This window comes from Pseudomonas frederiksbergensis (assembly GCF_003732665.1).
GTDB classification, from domain to species: Bacteria; Pseudomonadota; Gammaproteobacteria; order Pseudomonadales; family Pseudomonadaceae; genus Aquipseudomonas; species Aquipseudomonas frederiksbergensis_G.
The window spans coordinates 1-17,983 of the sequence record NZ_MOBP01000012.1 but is presented as its reverse complement, the minus strand read 5'-3'; the positions used below and the strand labels follow the sequence as shown (position 1 = coordinate 17,983).

16 protein-coding genes are annotated in these 17,983 nt (G+C 60.9%); 7 read left to right on the top strand and 9 right to left on the bottom strand.

All coding sequences use genetic code 11. The features are described from left to right. Positions 1–41: 41 nt before the first annotated feature. The 4 genes from BK665_RS17830 to BK665_RS17815 all read left to right on the top strand — a co-directional run bounded on the left by BK665_RS17830 (position 42) and on the right by BK665_RS17815 (position 5,983). A complete protein-coding gene (locus tag BK665_RS17830) occupies positions 42–1,457 on the top strand; it encodes a sigma-54 interaction domain-containing protein (RefSeq protein WP_123407739.1) in 1,416 nt (471 codons plus the stop codon). Between the two features lie 276 nt (positions 1,458–1,733). Beyond that, the gene (locus tag BK665_RS17825) at positions 1,734–3,125 is read left to right on the top strand and encodes a GntP family permease (protein ID WP_123407737.1); all 1,392 of its coding nucleotides are present in this window, start codon (positions 1,734–1,736) and stop codon (positions 3,123–3,125) included. Between the two features lie 7 nt (positions 3,126–3,132). Next, positions 3,133–3,906, top strand: a complete 774-nt coding sequence (locus BK665_RS17820; protein ID WP_123407735.1) for a 3-hydroxybutyrate dehydrogenase — start codon at positions 3,133–3,135, stop codon at positions 3,904–3,906. A gap of 121 nt (positions 3,907–4,027) precedes the next feature. Then, positions 4,028–5,983 (top strand): acetoacetate--CoA ligase, encoded by a 1,956-nt coding sequence (locus BK665_RS17815; RefSeq protein WP_123407733.1) that lies wholly within the window; start codon positions 4,028–4,030, stop codon positions 5,981–5,983. Between the two features lie 107 nt (positions 5,984–6,090). On the opposite strand, the gene BK665_RS17810 is transcribed toward BK665_RS17815, so the two are convergent. Next, positions 6,091–7,200 carry a PilT/PilU family type 4a pilus ATPase gene (locus tag BK665_RS17810; RefSeq protein WP_123407731.1) on the bottom strand — a complete coding sequence of 370 codons (1,110 nt, stop codon included), beginning with the start codon at positions 7,198–7,200 and terminating at the stop codon, positions 6,091–6,093. Between the two features lie 131 nt (positions 7,201–7,331). On the opposite strand from BK665_RS17810, the gene BK665_RS17805 reads away from it, so the two are divergent. Together BK665_RS17805 and BK665_RS17800 are read left to right on the top strand one after the other, a co-directional pair. Continuing rightward, positions 7,332–9,869 (top strand): PAS domain-containing hybrid sensor histidine kinase/response regulator, encoded by a 2,538-nt coding sequence (locus tag BK665_RS17805; RefSeq protein WP_123408415.1) that lies wholly within the window; start codon positions 7,332–7,334, stop codon positions 9,867–9,869. A 66-nt stretch (positions 9,870–9,935) separates the two neighbouring features. Then, the gene (locus BK665_RS17800; RefSeq protein ID WP_007898282.1) at positions 9,936–10,211 is read left to right on the top strand and encodes a peptidylprolyl isomerase; all 276 of its coding nucleotides are present in this window, start codon (positions 9,936–9,938) and stop codon (positions 10,209–10,211) included. Positions 10,212–10,325: 114 nt separating this feature from the next. Here BK665_RS17800 and BK665_RS17795 read toward each other — a convergent pair whose 3' ends face one another. The 8 genes from BK665_RS17795 to BK665_RS17755 form a co-directional block, all read right to left on the bottom strand. Beyond that, a complete protein-coding gene (locus tag BK665_RS17795) occupies positions 10,326–11,258 on the bottom strand; it encodes a sugar kinase (RefSeq protein ID WP_123407729.1) in 933 nt (310 codons plus the stop codon). Between the two features lie 126 nt (positions 11,259–11,384). Continuing rightward, entirely contained in the window at positions 11,385–12,590 is a 1,206-nt protein-coding gene (locus tag BK665_RS17790) for an amino acid deaminase (protein WP_123407727.1), read from the bottom strand. A 39-nt stretch (positions 12,591–12,629) separates the two neighbouring features. Then, positions 12,630–13,394 (bottom strand): IclR family transcriptional regulator, encoded by a 765-nt coding sequence (locus tag BK665_RS17785; RefSeq protein WP_123407725.1) that lies wholly within the window; start codon positions 13,392–13,394, stop codon positions 12,630–12,632. A 146-nt stretch (positions 13,395–13,540) separates the two neighbouring features. Beyond that, the gene (locus tag BK665_RS17775; protein ID WP_123407721.1) at positions 13,541–13,930 is read right to left on the bottom strand and encodes a RidA family protein; all 390 of its coding nucleotides are present in this window, start codon (positions 13,928–13,930) and stop codon (positions 13,541–13,543) included. Positions 13,931–13,960: 30 nt separating this feature from the next. Then, positions 13,961–14,752 (bottom strand): amino acid ABC transporter ATP-binding protein, encoded by a 792-nt coding sequence (locus BK665_RS17770; RefSeq protein ID WP_123407719.1) that lies wholly within the window; start codon positions 14,750–14,752, stop codon positions 13,961–13,963. Beyond that, positions 14,749–15,411, bottom strand: a complete 663-nt coding sequence (locus tag BK665_RS17765) for an amino acid ABC transporter permease (RefSeq protein WP_123407717.1) — start codon at positions 15,409–15,411, stop codon at positions 14,749–14,751. Before BK665_RS17765 ends, BK665_RS17770 begins: the two co-directional genes overlap by 4 nt. Before the next feature lie 9 nt (positions 15,412–15,420). Beyond that, a complete protein-coding gene (locus tag BK665_RS17760; RefSeq protein ID WP_123407714.1) occupies positions 15,421–16,083 on the bottom strand; it encodes an amino acid ABC transporter permease in 663 nt (220 codons plus the stop codon). 175 nt (positions 16,084–16,258) lie between these two features. Further along, on the bottom strand, positions 16,259–17,107 hold the full coding sequence (locus tag BK665_RS17755; protein WP_123407712.1) for a transporter substrate-binding protein: 849 nt from the start codon (positions 17,105–17,107) through the stop codon (positions 16,259–16,261). A gap of 356 nt (positions 17,108–17,463) precedes the next feature. Here BK665_RS17755 and BK665_RS17750 point away from each other — a divergent pair, with 356 nt between their 5' ends. Then, positions 17,464–17,895 carry a thioredoxin family protein gene (locus tag BK665_RS17750; RefSeq protein ID WP_123407710.1) on the top strand — a complete coding sequence of 144 codons (432 nt, stop codon included), beginning with the start codon at positions 17,464–17,466 and terminating at the stop codon, positions 17,893–17,895. Positions 17,896–17,983 lie beyond the last annotated feature (88 nt).

Here is a 17,983-nt window from a genome sequence, read left to right as displayed (position 1 = left end):
AGAGGCCCGAACAGACAACACACACTCCGGATATGACCGATATGAACACCACCGAAAGCCTGAAGGACTACCAGCGCGTACGCATGCTGGCGATCCGCTCTCTGTTCGAGATCATCGAGCAGTCGAGCGAAGGCACGGTGATTGTCGACCGCGACGCCAATATCGTCTGGATGAACGAACGCTACGCCCGGCGTTTCGGCCTGGAGTCGGCGCAAGTCGCGATCGGCAAGGCTTGTGAAAGCGTGATCCCCGGCAGCCTGCTGCGGGAAGTGGTGCGCACCGGCCGCCCGATCCTGCTGGACATGCAGGACACCCCCAAGGAGCCGCTGGTGGTCATGCGCCTGCCGATCCATGACGATGCCGGCGCGGTGATCGGCGCCATCGGTTTTGCCCTGTTCGACGAGTTGCGCAGTTTGTCGCCGATGCTCAAACGTTACCTGCGCATGCAGGAAGAACTGGCCTCAACCCGTTCCCTGCTGCGAGCGCGGCAGACCAAATACAACTTCGCCCACTTCATCGGCACCAGCGCCGCCAGCCTGGAAGTCAAACGCCGGGCGCGGCGCAGTGCCAGCGCCGAATCGCCGGTGTTGCTGCTCGGGGAAACCGGCACCGGCAAGGAGTTGCTGGCCCAGGCGATCCACGGTGCTTCGCCACGGGCGCACAAGGCGTTTGTCAGCATCAACAGCGCGGCGATTCCCGAGGCATTGCTGGAAGCCGAATTCTTCGGCACCGCACCTGGTGCGTTTACCGGCGCGGACCGCAAGGGCCGGGTCGGCAAGTTGCAGATCGCCCAGGGCGGCACTTTATTTCTCGATGAAATCGGCGATATGCCCCTGCCCCTGCAAAGCAAGTTGCTGCGGGTGTTGCAGGAAAAAGAATTCGAGCCGGTGGGCTCCAACGAAGTGATCCAGAGCGATGTGCGGGTGATTGCCGCCACCTCCACCGACCTGGAAGCGGCGATCAAGCGCGGCGAATTTCGTGCGGATTTGTACTACCGCCTCAATGTCCTGCCGATCCAGGTGCCACCGCTGCGTGACCGCCTCGACGACATTCCCGCCCTCAGCGAAGCGATCCTTGAAGACCTGCGCAGTCAGCATGAATTGAATCGCGAAGCCCTGGAGTTGCTGGGCCAGCACGCCTGGCCCGGGAATATTCGTGAGCTGCGTAATGTGCTGGAACGGGCGGCGTTGCTCAGTGATGACTTGATGTTGAATGCAGACGATATCCGAGCGGCGATTGGGACGTTTACCCCGGTGACGCGGGTGGTGGCGCAGGCGATTGAGTCCGTCGGCCATGAGACGTTCAGTGAGGCTCGGGAGCGATTTGATCGGCAGTTGATTGAATCTGCCCTGGCGCAATGCGGGGGCAAAGTGATTGAAGCGGCGGCGCGGTTGGGGCTGGGTCGGTCGACGTTGTATAAGAAAATGGTGGCGCTGGGGATTGCAGAGTCTCAATAAAGAGACTTGTGTCTATATTTAGAGAAGATCAAAAGCTTCGCGAGCAAGCCCGCTCCCACATGGGATCGCGTTTCAATGTGGGAGCGGGCTTGCTCGCGAAGAGGCCATCCCAGCCAACAAACATCTCAAAACCGAGACAAACAACTCAAACCATTCGTCCAAAAAAACATTTATTCCTTAAATTTCAACTACTTAATCGATTGGCACGATTCCCGCTAAAGCCCTCTCCCACAAAAGATCCACCCTACAAAAATAACAATCCCAGGAGACACACCCATGAGTGTGATCATTGCCTTGGCAGCCCTCGCGCTGCTGATGCTGGCTGCCTACCGTGGCTACAGCGTTATCCTCTTTGCCCCGATTGCCGCTCTCGGCGCCGTTCTGCTCACCGACCCATCCGCCGTCGCCCCCGCGTTTACCGGGGTGTTCATGGAGAAAATGGTCGGCTTCATCAAACTGTATTTCCCGGTGTTTCTGCTCGGCGCGGTGTTCGGCAAGCTGATTGAGTTGTCCGGCTTTTCGCGCTCCATTGTGGCGGCCGCGATCAAGCTATTGGGCACCCGCCAGGCAATGCTGGTGATCGTGCTGGTCTGTGCCCTGCTCACCTACGGCGGCGTGTCGCTGTTTGTCGTGGTGTTTGCGGTTTACCCGTTTGCCGCCGAAATGTTCCGTCAGAGCAATATTCCGAAACGGCTGATCCCGGCGACCATCGCCCTCGGCGCGTTTTCCTTCACCATGGACGCCCTGCCCGGCACCCCGCAAATCCAGAACATCATCCCCAGCACTTTCTTCAACACCACCGCCTGGGCTGCGCCGTGGCTGGGTTTGATCGGCACGATTTTCGTGTTCTGCACCGGCATGCTGTTCCTCCAGCGCCAGCGCAACAAGGCCCAGCGCGCCGGTGAAGGTTATGGCACCGAGTTGCGTAACGAGCCGGAAACCGCCGAAGACATCAAGCTGCCCAACCCGTGGATCGCCCTGTCGCCGCTGCTGGCGGTGGGCATCATGAACCTGCTGTTCACCCAGTGGATCCCGCAGTGGTACGGCAAGACCCACAGCCTCGCGCTGCCGGGCATGGCCACGCCGGTGACCACCGAGATCGCCAAGCTCACCGCCATCTGGGCGGTTCAAGCGGCGCTGCTGATCGGCATCCTCATGGTGCTGGCGTTCGGCTTCCGAGCGATCAAAAGCAAACTGGCCGAAGGCAGCAAAAGTGCGGTCAGCGGCGCACTGCTGGCGGCGATGAACACTGCCTCGGAATACGGTTTTGGCGCGGTGATCGCGTCCTTGCCCGGCTTTCTGGTGCTGGCCGACTGGTTGAAAAGCATTCCCAACCCGCTGGTCAACGAAGCGATTACCGTGACCCTGCTGGCCGGTATCACCGGTTCCGCGTCGGGCGGCATGAGCATCGCTCTCGCGGCGATGGCCAATGACTTCATCGCCGCAGCCCATGCCGCCAATATTCCGCTGGAAGTACTGCACCGGGTCGCGGCCATGGCCAGCGGAGGCATGGACACTCTGCCGCACAACGGCGCGGTGATTACCTTGCTCGCGGTCACCGGCCTGACCCACCGCGAAGCCTACAAAGACATTTTCTGTATTACGCTGATCAAGACCCTGGCGGTTTTTGTGGTGATCGGTACTTTCTACGCCACTGGCATTGTGTGAGGTATTCATGACAAATCTGACTGGCAAGACCGCATTGGTCACCGGCTCCACCAGCGGTATCGGCTTGGGCATCGCCCTGAGCCTGGCCAAGGCAGGCGCCAACGTGGTTCTCAATGGTTTCGGCGATGCATCGAAGGTGATTGCCGAAGTGCAGCAGTTTGGCGGCAAGGTCGGGCATCACCCGGCGGACGTCAGCAAACCCGAGGAAATCGCCGAGATGATCGCCTACGCCGAGCGTGAGTTCGGCGGTGTCGACATTCTGGTGAACAATGCCGGAATTCAGCATGTGGCGGCGGTGGAGGACTTTCCGCTGGAGCGCTGGGATTCGATTATCGCGATCAACTTGTCATCGGTGTTCCACAGCACTCGCCTATGCCTGCCACGCATGCGCGCCAAGAACTGGGGGCGGATCATCAACATCGCCTCGGTGCATGGGCAGGTTGGTTCGGTGGGCAAAGCCGCGTACGTCGCCGCCAAGCATGGGGTGATTGGGTTGACCAAAGTGGTTGGCCTGGAAACCGCAACCACCCAAGTGACCTGCAACGCCATCTGCCCGGGCTGGGTTTTGACGCCGTTGGTGCAGAAGCAGATCGACGATCGTGCGGCCACCGGGATCGACCCGCAGCAGGCGCAGCATGATTTGCTGGCCGAGAAGCAGCCGTCGCTGGAATTCGTGACCCCGCCGCAACTGGGTGAACTGGTGTTGTTTTTGTGCAGCGAGGCCGGCAGCCAGGTGCGGGGCGCGGCGTGGAATATTGATGGTGGGTGGTTGGCGCAGTAATCAACCAATTGACCGCGTTATCGTTCTTCGCGGGCAAGCCTCGCTCCTACAGGAGCCCACCGTTTCTGTAGGAGCGAGGCTTGCCCGCGAATGGATCTGAAGGCAGAACAAGAGGCAAGCCATGTCCGACATCCTTTGGCAACCCAGCGCCGAGCGCATCGGCAAGACTCGCATGGAGGCCTTTCGGCGCTTCGTCAATCAGCGGCATCACGCCAAGATCGACGACTACCCTGCCCTGCACCAATGGTCCATCGACCAGCGCGAAGCGTTCTGGCAGGCGATTGTCGATTTTTTCGATATCCGCTTCCACGACCAACCCGACGCGGTGCTGCGCGAAGGCCCGCAGATGCCCAGCGCCGAGTGGTTTCCCGGCGCGACCCTGAACTTCGCCGAGCACCTGCTGCGCCGTCGCGACGATGCCGTGGCAGTGGTCGCGGTGGCGGAAAACGGTCAGCGCGAACAACTGACCTGGGCCGAACTGGCCAGCCATGTCGCCGGTTTGCAGAACAGTCTCAAAGCCGCTGGCGTCGGCCTCGGCGACCGGGTGGCGGCGTGTATGCCCAACACCTGGCAAACCCTGGTGGCGATGCTGGCCACCACCAGCCTCGGCGCGATCTGGTCCTGCTCTTCGCCAGACTTCGGCACCCAAGGGGTGATCGACCGTTTCGGCCAGATTGAACCCAAAGTACTGATCACCTGCGCCGGCTATCACTATGTGGGCAAGGACATCGACCAGACCGCCAAGGTCAATGAAATCCTCCAGCGCCTGCCGTCCCTGCAGCAGTTGATCATCGTGCCGTACGCCCGGCCCAAAGCGCACATCGCGGATTTCCACACACACGCCAACGTCACGCTGTGGGACGACTTCTACGACCTCGGCGACGAGCCGGATTTCGTCCCCGTGCCGTTCGCCCATCCGCTGTACATCCTCTATTCCAGCGGCACCACCGGCGTGCCGAAATGCATCATCCACAGCACCGGCGGCGTGTTGCTGCAACACGTCAAGGAACATGGCCTGCATTGCGACCTCGGTCCCGGCAGCCGCTTGTTCTACTACACCACCTGCGGCTGGATGATGTGGAACTGGCTGGTCTCGGCCCTGGCGGTCGGCAGCGCCGTGGTGTTGTACGACGGCTCACCGTTTCACCCAGGTCCGGAGCGCTTGCTCGATTTGATTGACGACGAGCGTATCAACGTCTTCGGCACCAGCCCCAAGTTCCTCGCAACGTTGGAAAGCAGTGGTTTGAAGCCTGCACAAAGCCATGACCTGGGCAGCCTGAAAACCCTGCTGTGCACCGGTTCGGCGCTGTCGCCACAGAGCTACGATTTCGTTTACCGCGACTTCAAGGCCGACGTGTGCCTGGCGTCGATGTCCGGCGGCACTGACATCGTGTCGTGCTTCGTCAATGGCAATCCGCTGTCGCCGGTTCGGCGCAGCGAGATGATGGGCAAGAGCCTGGGCATGGCGGTCGAAGTCTGGAACGACGCCGGCCACCCGGTGATCGGCGAGAAAGGTGAACTGGTCTGCACTCGACACTTCCCGGCGATCCCGATTGGCTTCTGGAACGACCCGGTCGGGGAAAAGCTGCGCGCCTCCTACTTCAGCCAGTTCCCCGGCGTCTGGGCCCAGGGCGACTACGCCGAACAACTGCCCCACGGCGGCATGATGATCCACGGCCGCTCCGACGCCGTGCTCAACCCCGGCGGCGTGCGCATTGGTACGGCGGAAATCTACCGTCAGGTGGAGAAAGTGCCGCAAGTGCTGGACAGCGTGGCCATCGGTCAGCAGTGGCAGGATGACGTGCGGGTGGTGCTGTTTGTGCGTCTCAAGGACGGCGTCACGCTCGATGAAACACTGCAACAGCAGATTCGCCAGGAGATCCGCGCCAACACAACACCCCGGCATGTGCCGGCGAAAATCGTCGCGGTCACCGACATACCGCGCACCATCAGCGGCAAGGTCGTCGAATTGGCGGTCAGGAACGTGGTGCACGGGCAACCGGTGAAAAACACCGATGCCCTGGCCAACCCCGAAGCCCTCGAACAATTCCGCAACCGCCCCGAGCTCAAAGACTGAACGCCCTCCCCCGTAGGAGCTGCCGAAGGCTGCGATCTTTTGATCTTGCTTCTTAACATCAAGATCAAAAGATCGCAGCCTTCGGCAGCTCCTACGGGGAGATGGTGTTAATCCATGAGCCCCCATTCCCCGCGCGGTGGCTGGGTTGTGGGCGATGTATCGGTGTGAAGCTTCAACCGCAACCGCAAATTATTCACCGAGTCCGCATGCTTCAACGCCTCATCCTCGCTGATCGCCCCGTCCACAACTAACCCGTAAAGTGCGCCATCAAACGTCTGCATCCCCAATTCCACTGACTTTTCCATGATCCCCTTCAGCTCATCAAACTCGTTACGCCGGATCAGGTCGGCGATGGTCGGCGTGCCGAGCATCACCTCCACCGCCGCCCGGCGTTGCCCGTCGAGGGTGCGCACCAGGCGCTGGGAGACGAACGCCTTGAGGTTGTTGCCCAGGTCATGCAGCAGTTGTTCCCGGCGCTCTTGCGGGAAGAAGTTGATGATGCGATCCAGGGCCTGGTTGGCGTTGTGGGCATGCAGGGTAGAGATCACCAGATGGCCAGTGTCGGCAAAAGTCAGGGCGTGTTCCATGGTTTCGCGGTCACGGATTTCGCCGATCAGCACCACGTCCGGGGCCTGGCGCAGGGTGTTTTTCAACGCGGCGTGAAAGCTGCGGGTATCGACCCCTACTTCCCGCTGGTTGATGATCGATTTCTTGTGGCGATGGATGTACTCCACCGGGTCTTCGATGGTGATGATATGGCCGCTGCTGTGGCGGTTACGGTAGTCGATCAGGGCTGCCAGGGACGTGGACTTGCCCGAATCGGTGGCGCCGACGAACAGCATCAGCCCTTGCTTGAGCATCACCGTTTCCAGCAGCACCGGCGGCAGGTTGAGGTCTTCGAATCGCGGGATGTCGAGTTTGATGTTGCGCGCCACGATCGACACGTCGTTGCGCTGTTTGAACAGGTTGATGCGGAAGCGTCCGACCCCGGCCAGGGAGATGGCCAGGTTCATTTCCAAATCCCGATCGAACTCCAGACGCTGTTCGGCGTCCATGATGGACTCGGCGATGGCCGCGATTTCCCCCGGTTTGAACCGCTGATCGGACAAGGGTTTGAGCACACCGTCGAACCGTGCGCTGGGTGGCGCACCCGTGGAGAGGTAAAGATCGGAACCCTCCTGGCTGGCCAGTTGCCGCAACAATAAATCGATTTCCATGGCAAAAAGCACCCGCGAAGCATTCAATGAACAGATATGGCCCGAAACCGTGACGCATCGGACCATCCAGCGTCTACCACCTTGCAAGGATAGTAGACGTCGCCACACCGACTGACATGCAGGACATCTTGATGAACGCATCACCGACCGGCAGCGATGCCCAGGCCCTGATCGCCCGACTGGACTGGAGCCGCAGCCCCTTGGGCGCCGCCAGTACCTGGCCGCAGAGCTTGCGCACCGCGGTGGACATCGTGATTCATTCGCCGATGCCCATGCTCTTGTTGTGGGGGCCGCAACTCACGCAAATCTACAACGACGGCTTCGCCCTGCTGTGCGGCAGCAAGCATCCACACGCTTTCGGACAGCCTACGCACCAAATCTGGCCTGAATTAAAAGACTTTACCGACCCGATCTACAGCGCCGTCCTACAGGGCCAAGTGCGGACCTACAGCGAACAGCGCTTTACCCTACAACGCGACGGACGAGATTCGGACTTCTGGCTGGACTTGACCTACAGCCCGATCCGCGATGAAGACGCCGAGGTCGCCGGGATTCTGGTCACCGCCATCGAAACCAACGAACGACGGCGCATCGCCCTCGAACTCGAACAGCGCTCCGCCGCCAGCCTCAAGGCCCAGAAAGAAACCGAACAACGCCTGCAACTGGCCTTGGCCGCCACCGACGCGGTCGGCACCTGGGATTGGGACATTGGCGAAGACCGCTTTATCGCCGACGCGCACTTTGCGCAACTGCACGGCGTCGACCCGGCCAAGGCCAGTCAATTGCCGATCAGCGAGTACCTGCATGGCGTGCACCCGGAAGACCGCGGCATGGTGGCGCGCAGCATCAAGCATTGCATCACCCACGGCACCGAGTACGCCGAGGAATATCGCCTGCTGCAACCCGACGGTGAGCTGCGCTGGGTGTTCGCCCGGGGTCGCTGCTACAAGGATCACCATGGCCGGCCGATGCGTTTCCTCGGCGCCGCCCTGGACCTGACCGAACGCAAAAACACCGAACAAGCCCTGCGCCAGAGCCAGACCGAGTTGCAGTTGATCATCAACGCGATGCCGATCCTGATCAGCTACGTCGACCGCGAAGAACGCTTTCGCCTGAACAACGCCGCGTACCTCGACTGGTACGGCCTGACGCCCCAGGAGCTGTTCGGCAAGACCATCCAGGAAGTGCTCGGCGATGAAGCCTATGCTTTGCGCGCCGAGTACATCGCCGAGGCGCTGGCCGGCCGGCCCTGTTCGTTCAGCATCGACGCCGCGCACCGTGACGGCAGCATTCGCAGCGCCCTGATGAATTACCTGCCGCGCCACGGTGCGGACGGCGCGGTCAACGGTTTTTACATCTTCGTGATCGATGAAACCGAGCGCAAACAGACCGAAGAAGCCCTGCGCAACCTCAATGAAACCCTCGAAGAACGCGTGATCGCCCGCACCCAGCAACTGGCCGAGGCCAACCAGCGCCTGCAAAACGAGATGTTCGAGCGCGAGCGTGCCGAGGATGCGCTACGCCATGCGCAGAAAATGGAAGCGGTCGGCCAGCTCACCGGCGGCATCGCCCATGACTTCAACAACATGCTCACCGGGATCATCGGCAGCCTCGACCTGATGCAGCGTTATATTGCCGATGGCCGCGCCGCCGAGATCGGGCGTTTCACCGAAGCGGCGGTGTCATCGGCCAATCGCGCCGCGGCCCTGACCCATCGTCTGCTGGCGTTCTCCCGTCGCCAATCCCTGGACCGCAAACCCCTGAACGCCAATGAGCTGATCCATTCCCTGGAAGACTTGCTCAGCCGCACCAAGGGCGACCATATCGAACTGGTGCTGCAACTGGCCGACGAGGTGTGGCCGGTGAGCACCGACGTCAGCCAATTGGAAAACGCCCTGCTCAACCTAGTGATCAACGCTCGGGACGCGATGCCCGATGGCGGCCGCTTGCTGATCGAAACCGCCAATGTCTATCTCGACGGCAGCGACCTCACGCCGCTGGAGTCGGTGAAGGCCGGGGATTACTTGATGATCGCCGTCAGCGACAACGGCACCGGCATGACGCCGTCGGTGCTGGCCAAGGCCTTCGATCCGTTCTTCACCACCAAACCCATCGGCCAGGGCACGGGTTTGGGCTTGTCGATGATCTACGGTTTCGCCCAGCAATCCGGCGGCCATGCCAGCATCGACAGCGTGCCGGACCAGGGCACCTGCGTGCGCCTGTACTTGCCGCGCCTGCACCTCGGCGCGCCCCAGGACACGTTGCTGCCGGTCAGCGGCGACGCGCCTTCGGCGATTGCCGGGGAAACCGTGGTGCTGGTGGAAGACGACCCGGCGGTGCGCATGCTGGTGCTCGATTTGCTGAATGAATTGGGCTATCACGCCCACGAAGCCGAAGACGCCAGGGCCGCCCTGCCCTTGCTCGAATCCGATTTACGGGTGGATCTGTTGGTGACCGATGTCGGCCTGCCGGGGATGAACGGCCGGCAACTGGCGGAAATCGCCCGTCAGCATCGCCCGGACCTCAAAGTGCTGTTCATGACCGGTTACGCCGAGAAAGCCGCCGAGCGCCAGGGCTTTCTGGAGGAAGGCATGGACATGGTGGCCAAGCCGTTTTCCATCGACCTGCTGGCCAACAAGATTCGCACGATGATCGGCCAACCGGAGTGAGTTAAGGCATAATCCCGCGCCCCCGCTCCCCCCGACATAGCCCACCACCGTTACAAGGTCTGCCTAATGAAAGCTCAAGCCCGCCATATCCTGGTGAAAACCTCGGAAGAAGCCGAACAGCTCAAACAACGCATCGCCAAGGGCGAAGCCTTCGATGTGCTGGCCAAAAAGTACTCCACCTGCCCGTCCGGCAAGCGCGGCGGCGACTTGGGTGAAGTGCGGCCGGGGCAGATGGTCGGCGTGATTGATGCGGTGATTTTCAAGAAACCGCTGCGGGTGGTGCATGGGCCGATCAAGAGCAAGTTTGGCTATCACCTGGTGCAGGTGTTTTATCGGGATTGAGCGGTTGGCTTGAGGGCCCCTTCGCGAGCAAGCCCGCCCCCACAGGAGATCGTATTTCAATGTGGGAGCGGGCTTGCTCGCGAACCGATTGCGCAGCAAGCGGCCATTCTCCGCTTACCTCGGGATCAATGCGCCCGGTACTTGAATGACTTTGCTCGCCAACCGATGCCCCGCCTCTGCCGCCTCTGCCGGGCTGCCGCCCTTGAGCCGGTTCGCCAGGTACGCCGCACTGAACGAGTCCCCCGCCGCCGTGGTGTCCACCACGCGCTCGACCTTCTGCGCCGGCACTTCGAACGACTCACCACCACAACGAATCAAACAAGCCTCAGCGCCACGCTTGAGCACCACTTCCGGCGTGCCGATCTGCGCGTACGCCTCAAACACTGCATCGCAATCGGAAAAATGGAACAACGCCTGTTCGTCATCGACGGTCAGCAGCGCCAGGTCCACGTAGGGCAACACACTGCGATACGCCGCCCGCGCCTCTTCCAGTGACGCCCACAAGCGCGGTCGATAGTTGTTGTCGAAGACGATCCGCGCATCCCGCTGCCGGGCTTCGATCAGGGTTTCCAAGAGTTTTTCCCGACCTTGATCACCGAGCACCGCCAGGGTGATGCCGCTGAAATACAGCACGTCGTAATCCGGCAATGCCGCCAGGATCGGCGTGGCCGCCGGGGTGGTGAAGCAACTGCGCACGGCGGCTTCGTTGCGCCAGTACAGGAAGCGGCGCTCGCCGGCGGCGTCGGTCTGGATGCAATACAAACCCGGCAAGCGCCCGGGCAAGCGCTGGACCAGGTCCAGGCCGATGTTCTCGGCGGCCCAGCTCTGGCACATGGCGTCGCTGAAGCTGTCATCGCCCAGCGCCGTGACGTAATCCACCGTGCCACCGCCCCCCAGTTCCCGGGACAGGTAGACGGCGGTGTTCAGGGTGTCGCCGCCGAAGCTTTGTTGCAGGCTACCGTCGGCGCGCTGCTGGAGCTCGATCATGCACTCGCCGATCAGCGCGATGCGCGGGGTGTTGGGGCCCAGGGTGTTGATGGTGTTCATGGGGGAATCTCGCAGTTCGGTGGTGTCTGGGCGGGCCTCTTCGCGAGCAAGCCCGCTCCCACAGGGGAATGCATTCCAAATGTGGGAGCGGGCTTGCTCGCGAAGGCCGCGCCGCGGTTTCAGGCCTTAGAAACAGGTGTCCATGGTTTCGATCACCTGCAATTGCTCATCCACCAGACATCCGGTCCGCCATTTATCAAACGTCAGGCACGGGTGCGATGTGCCGAACGAAATGATGTCCCCGACCCGCAGTTCTACGCCTGGGGCAACGGTCATGAACGCATGCTGGTCCATCACCGCCGTAACTTTGCAGGCGCTCACATCGTCGCCAACCGCTGGAATCACCCCTGCCTTGTAGCGCAACAACGGCACCGGCAAACCGGCGTCATAGGCAACGTCGCGCTTGCCGAGGGCGATCACCGCAAAACCCGGCTCCGGCAACGACTGCACATGCGCCCAGACTTCCAGCGCCGGGCGCAGGCCTTCATGCAAATCGCTGCGACGGTCGAGCACGCAGCATTGCGCTTCTTTATAGATGCCATGGTCGTGGGCCACGTAGCTGCCGGGGCGCAGCACGCTGAGGAAGCGTCCGCCGGCGTTCTGCTCTTCAAAGGACTCGGCGATCAGGTCGTACCAGGCCGAACCCGAGGCGGTGATGATCGGCTTGGGAATGGCGAACGCGCCGCTGTCCTGTAACTGCACCGCCAGGCGCACCAGAGAGGCGGCGAATTCGCGGATACCGGTCTCGGCGTGGTCACCGTGAATCACGCCTTCGTAACCTTCGATGCCGGTCAGCGCCAGCGCCGGTTGTGCGGCGATGGCCTTGGCCAGTTCGATCACTTCCAGTTCAGTGCGGCAACCGCAGCGGCCGCCAACCACGCCGTACTCGATCATCACGTTCAAACGCACGCCGCGAGAGGCGAAGTACGCGCCGAGGTCGGCCACGTTGTCCGGGTGATCGACCATGCAATGGAAGTCGAAAGCCGGGTCCGCCAGCAAATCGGCGATCAGCGCCATGTTCGGCGTACCGACCAATTGGTTGGCCATCAACACCCGGCGCACGCCATGGGCGTAGGCCGCGCGGGTCTGGGTGGCGCTGGCCAGGGTGATGCCCCAGGCGCCAGCGTCCAGTTGCCGACGAAACAGCGCCGGGGTCATGCTGGTTTTGCCGTGGGGCGCCAGTTCCGCGCCGCTGTTGCTGACGAACGCCTGCATCCAGCGGATGTTGTGTTCCAGCGCTTCACGGTGCAACACCAGCGCCGGCAAGCTCACGTCGCGCACCAGGTGCGCGCCGGTCTGGGCAAAGCCTTTTTCTACGGCAGCAGAAGACATGATCCAACTCCTTACATTCGCGGCCGCACGCAGCCGCGGTTATTCGTTGATACGCCGGGCGAGGTTGTTGGCGCTGTCGATCAGCACCCGGCGATATTCGTTGTAGTTGTTCTTGGCATCGGCCCGTGGAGCGACGATGCACAGGGTCGCAATGGCCACGCCGTTGGGGTCTTTGACCGGGGCGGCGAAGCAATGGGTGAAGGTGTCGGCGACGCTATCGAACGAGAAAAAACCGTCGATCCCGGCCTGGCGGATTTCCTGGAGAAACTGTTCCAGCGGCAGGCGTTCACCGTTGGGCAGGATGAAGTCGTCGTGGTCGATCAGGTCGACGATGGCCTGGTCGCTCAGGTGCGACAGCAGCAGGCGCCCGGACGCGGTCCAGGGAATCGGCGCGTTTTCGCCGATGTCCGAGGAAATGCGGAAATGCCGCTCGCCCTCTTTCATCAAGGCCACGGTGTATTTGCGCCCGTTGAGCAGGCACATCTGCGCGGTTTCATGGGTCTGGCTGACGATTTCCTGCAAGGCGTGATCGGCCTCGCGGGTCAGGTCGAAATGGCGCAAATGCGCCTGGCCGAGGAAGTACAACTGCCGGCCGAGGTAGACGTGACCGTCCTTGCCCACGGGTTCGAGGATGCGCCGTTCGAGCAGCGAGGCCACCAGTTCGTAGACCGTGGATTTCGGGCTGCCGATGCCACTGGCGATTTCGTTCGGGCGCAGCGGTTGGCCGATTTCCTTGAGGAAATCGAGAATATCGAACGCCCGGTCCAGACCACGTGCCCGGCGCTTGATGGTGTCTTCGGTCATGTCTTCAGGTTCCCATTCAAAGTGCCGGGAGTTTAACCAGAGTGCGGTGGTGATTGTTAGGGCGCCTTCGCGAGCGAGCCCGCTCCCACATTGGAATGCGTTCTCCTGTGGGAGCGGGCTTGCTCGCGAAGCAGTCACCGCCAATCTCAAGCCTTTTTCTTGTACGCGATGCAGTCAATCTCAACCTTGCAATCCACCATCATGTTCGCCTGCACGCAGGCCCGGGCCGGGGCGTGTTCGCTTTTGAAGTACTCGGAGAACACTTTGTTGAAGCTCCAGAAATCCCGTGGATCTTCCAGCCACACGCCGGCGCGCACGACGTCTTCGAGGCCGTAACCGGCTTCTTCGAGAATCGCGATCAGGTTCTTCATGGTCTGGTGAGTCTGTTCGACGATGCCGCCCACGATGATTTCGCCATTCAGCGCCGGCACTTGGCCTGACACGTGCAGCCAGCCATCGGCTTCAACGGCGCGGGCAAAAGGACGAGGCTGGCCGCCACCGGCGGTGCTGCCGGCGCCGTAACGAGTAATGCTCATGAGTGTTTCTCCTGATTGAAAATTGAAAAGTTAAAAACGGGTGTTCTTGAGAAATTCCGCCAGGCGTGGCGATTTCGGGTGTTCAAACAATTCCTTGGGCGGCCCCTGCTCTTCGATCCGGCCCTGGTTCATGAACACGATCTTGTCCGAGACTTCGAAGGCAAAGCGCATTTCGTGGGTCACCAGCAACATGGTCATGCCTTCATCGGCCAGGCCTTTGATCACGTTCAGCACTTCGCCGACCAGTTCCGGGTCGAGGGCCGAGGTCACTTCGTCGAACAGCATCAGGCTCGGGTTCATCGCAATCGCCCGGGCAATCGCCACGCGCTGTTGCTGACCGCCGGACAACTGGCCGGGATAGTGATCGCGGCGTTCATACAGGCCGACGCGCTCCAGCCATTTTTCGGCCAGCGCCACGGCTTCATCCTTGTGCAGCTTTTTGACCTTGAGCAGACCCAGGGTGACGTTCTGCAACGCGGTGAGGTGCGGGAACAGGTTGAATTGCTGGAACGCCATGCCGGTCATCGCACGATGGCGGGCGATGACTTTTTCCGCGTGGCGCACGCGTTTGCCGTTGACCTCGTCATAGCCGATGGATTCGCCGTCGAGCAGGATCTGCCCGCCCTGGAACTCTTCGAGCATGTTCACGCAGCGCAGCAGCGTGGTCTTGCCCGAGCCGCTGGAGCCGATCAGCGTGACCACGTTGCCGCGCTGCATGGTCAGGTCGACGCCCTTGAGTACTTCAAGCTTGCCGTATTGTTTGTGCAGGCCGCGAATGTCCAGCAGGGCCTGGCCGTTTGGTGCAACAGAAGTCTGAGTCATGGCAATGCCACCCGCTTTTCAATGTGCCGGCCGAGTAATTCGATGGCGTAGTTGATGACGAAAAAGAGGAAACCGGCGAACAGGTAGAACTCCAGGGTCATGAAGGTCCGGGCGATGATCTGTTGCGTGCTGAGCAGCAACTCGGCGACGCCGATCACCGAGAGCAAGGTCGAGGCCTTGACGATTTCGGTGGATGAGTTGACCCAGGTCGGCAGGATTTGCCGCAGCGCCTGGGGCAACAACACGTAACCCAGGGACTGATAAAACGTCAGGCCAATCGCCTTGCTCGCTTCCATCTGCCCGCGTGGCAGGGCTTGCAGTGCCCCGCGCACAATCTCGGCAACGTGGGAGCCGCAAAACAGCGTCAGCCCCAACGCACCGGCCTGAAACGCGCTGATCTGCCAGCCCAGCGCCGGCGCCATATAGAAGCAGGCCAGCACCAGCACAAACACCGGCGTGCCACGGATCAGGTCGACGTAGAAACGAAACGGTGCGCGCATCCAGACATTGCCGTAAGTCAGCACCAGGCCGGCGACGATGCCGATCAACGTACCGAGCAAAATCGCCAGGGCCGAGCACTGCACCGTGACCAGAAAGCCTTGCCAGAGCACTTCCCGCGCCACCCACAACTCATGCACCCAACTTGGGGATTCGTACATGGGAGGCTCCTATCGGCGGATCGCCAGACGCTGCTCGAGATAACGCAGGATCATGGCAATGAGGTAACAAGCCGCAACATAGAGCGCTGTGGTCACCATCCAGGTTTCAATCACCCGGTAGCTCTCGACATTGATCTTGCGCGCGTAATAGGTCAGTTCCGGCACCGCAATCGCGGCCGCCAGCGAGGTGTCCTTGAACAGCGAGATGAAGTTGTTCGACAACGCCGGCAGCACATTGCGCAGCATCACTGGCACGGTGACATAGGCTTTCACCTGCCACTCGCCCAGGCCGATCGCCAGTCCTGCTTCGCGCTGGCCTTTGGGAATGCTCAACAACCCACCACGGAACACTTCGGTCAGGTACGCCCCGGCATACAGCGACAGGGTGACGATGAACGAAGGGATCTTGTCCAGGCGAATGCCCAGGCTCGGCAAGGCGAAGTAGATCAACAGAATCAACACCAGAATCGGCGTGTTACGGATCACCGTCACGTACACCGACGCCAGCACCCGCAACGCGCGATGCCTGGATAACAAAGCAAACGCCATCAGCAGGCCGATCACGCAGCCGATGGCGATCGACACCAGCGCCAGCTCAAGGCCCAGACCGAGCCCCGCCAGCAAGGTGTCGAAATCGCGCCACACGGCGGCAAAGTTCAACTGATAGTTCATGGTCAGCAGTACCTTGAGCGGGGCGCCTTCATAGCCGCCCCGCTCATACTCAAGAAATGGAAACGTCGCGAGCGAAGGAAAGACAAGGCGAAAACAGGCGAGAAAGCGGAGTTGGCTTTAGCCAATGAGCATTTCGAGTCTGTTTTCAACGCAGTATTTCCGAGCGCAGCAGTTTTCATTTGAATTCGACGGGGAAACCGATAGCTGGGGTCGGCAGATCGACGCCGAACCACTGCTTGAACGACGCCGCGTAGGTCGGGAACTCGACGCCGGTCATGGCTTCATGCAGCACGGTGTTGACGAAGTTCAGCCAATCCTGATCGCCACGTTTAACTGCGCAAGCGTAGGTTTGCGGGCTCCAGGCGTAGGTCGGGCTGCGATAGCGGCCAGGGTTCTGCACCATCAGGTATTTGACCGAGGACTGATCGGTGGCGGCGGTGTCGGCACGGCCCGAGTTCACGGCCTGGTACATCAAATCCACACTGTCGTACTGATCGACCTTGGCCTTGGGCAGCGCCTGATGCACCAGCTCTTCGGCATACACGTTTTGCAGCACGGCCACGGTCACGCTGTCGCCAGCGGCTTTGAGGTCTTCGATTTCCTTGTACTTGCTGTTGGCCGGCAGCAACAGGCCCACACCTTCGCGGTAGTACGGCAGGGTGAACGCAACCTGCTGCGCACGGCTGGCGGTGACGGTGATGAACTGGCAACTGATGTCGACCTTGTCCGTCAGCAGGTTCGGAATCCGCGCATCGGACGACTGCACCACGTACTCAACCTTGCTCGGATCGTTGAACAGCCCCTTGGCGATCATGTGCCCGATATCAATATCAAAACCCTGCAACTTGCCGTCCGCTCCCTGGAAATGCCACGGCGCGTTGGTACTGCCCGTCCCCACGATCAACTTGCCACGGGCCAGCACGCTATCGAGCTTACTGTCCGCCGCCTGGGCAACGCCCATGGCAGCAGCCGTAGCCGCAAAGAGAAAAACACACGCTTTGAACAAGGAAGGTCGGCGATGCATGGCAAGCACTCCAGAGTGTTGTGTATTCCGTTATACCGGATATAGGTGTGTAACAACGGAATAGACAGCAGAAAGTGTGCCATAGGATGTGGGGGTGATGTTGGGGAGATTGAAATGTGTTTTGAATCAAAGGGATGTGGTTTTGCGCGGTAAAAGCGTTACCGAACGCATGCGCGGGAGAGCGCTACCGGGGGACACACGTGGGCGGGTACTTGCACCACATTCGGCGGGTGGCGATTCAAAATGTGGCACCGTGCCGTTTGCGGGCCCACCTGTAATTTCTGACAGTAGACCCGCCCGCCACCCTCCTTTACCGTCAACAAGCCTTCGATGAATGTTGTGAAAAGGAGACTTCAATGACTTCGAACACCCCTCAAACGGTATTGGCCCCGACCTACCGCAAAGCCCTGAAAACCTGGCGTCCGGTGATTCTGTACTTCGGTAATGAGCACTGCCCTGCGTGTGAATACGCCGGGCCAGTGTTTCGGGCGATTGCAGAGCCGTTTAGGCATCAGGCGGATGTTTACATGTTGAATACCAGTGAATCGCCCCGGCATCCGAACGTTACGGGGACGCCGACGGTGTTGTTTTACAAGGATGGGCGCCTGGTTAAAAAGCTTAAGGGGATTGGTAGTCCACAATCGCTGGCGGAGGATTTTGTGGCGCATGTCGGGAAGGTGAAGCCCCGGCAGGTGGTGCGCAAACCGGGGCATGATCTGGCTTGGCTGCGGCGGACGTTGCGTGGCCTGTGTACCGTAGCGCGGGCGCGTTCTTTGGTCGGGGCTTGAGACTTTTGTTGTCGGGTAGATTGCATTCGCGATGTAGAAACGGGAACATCCTTTACAAACGAAACCGGGGACATCCTTTACGTTTTTG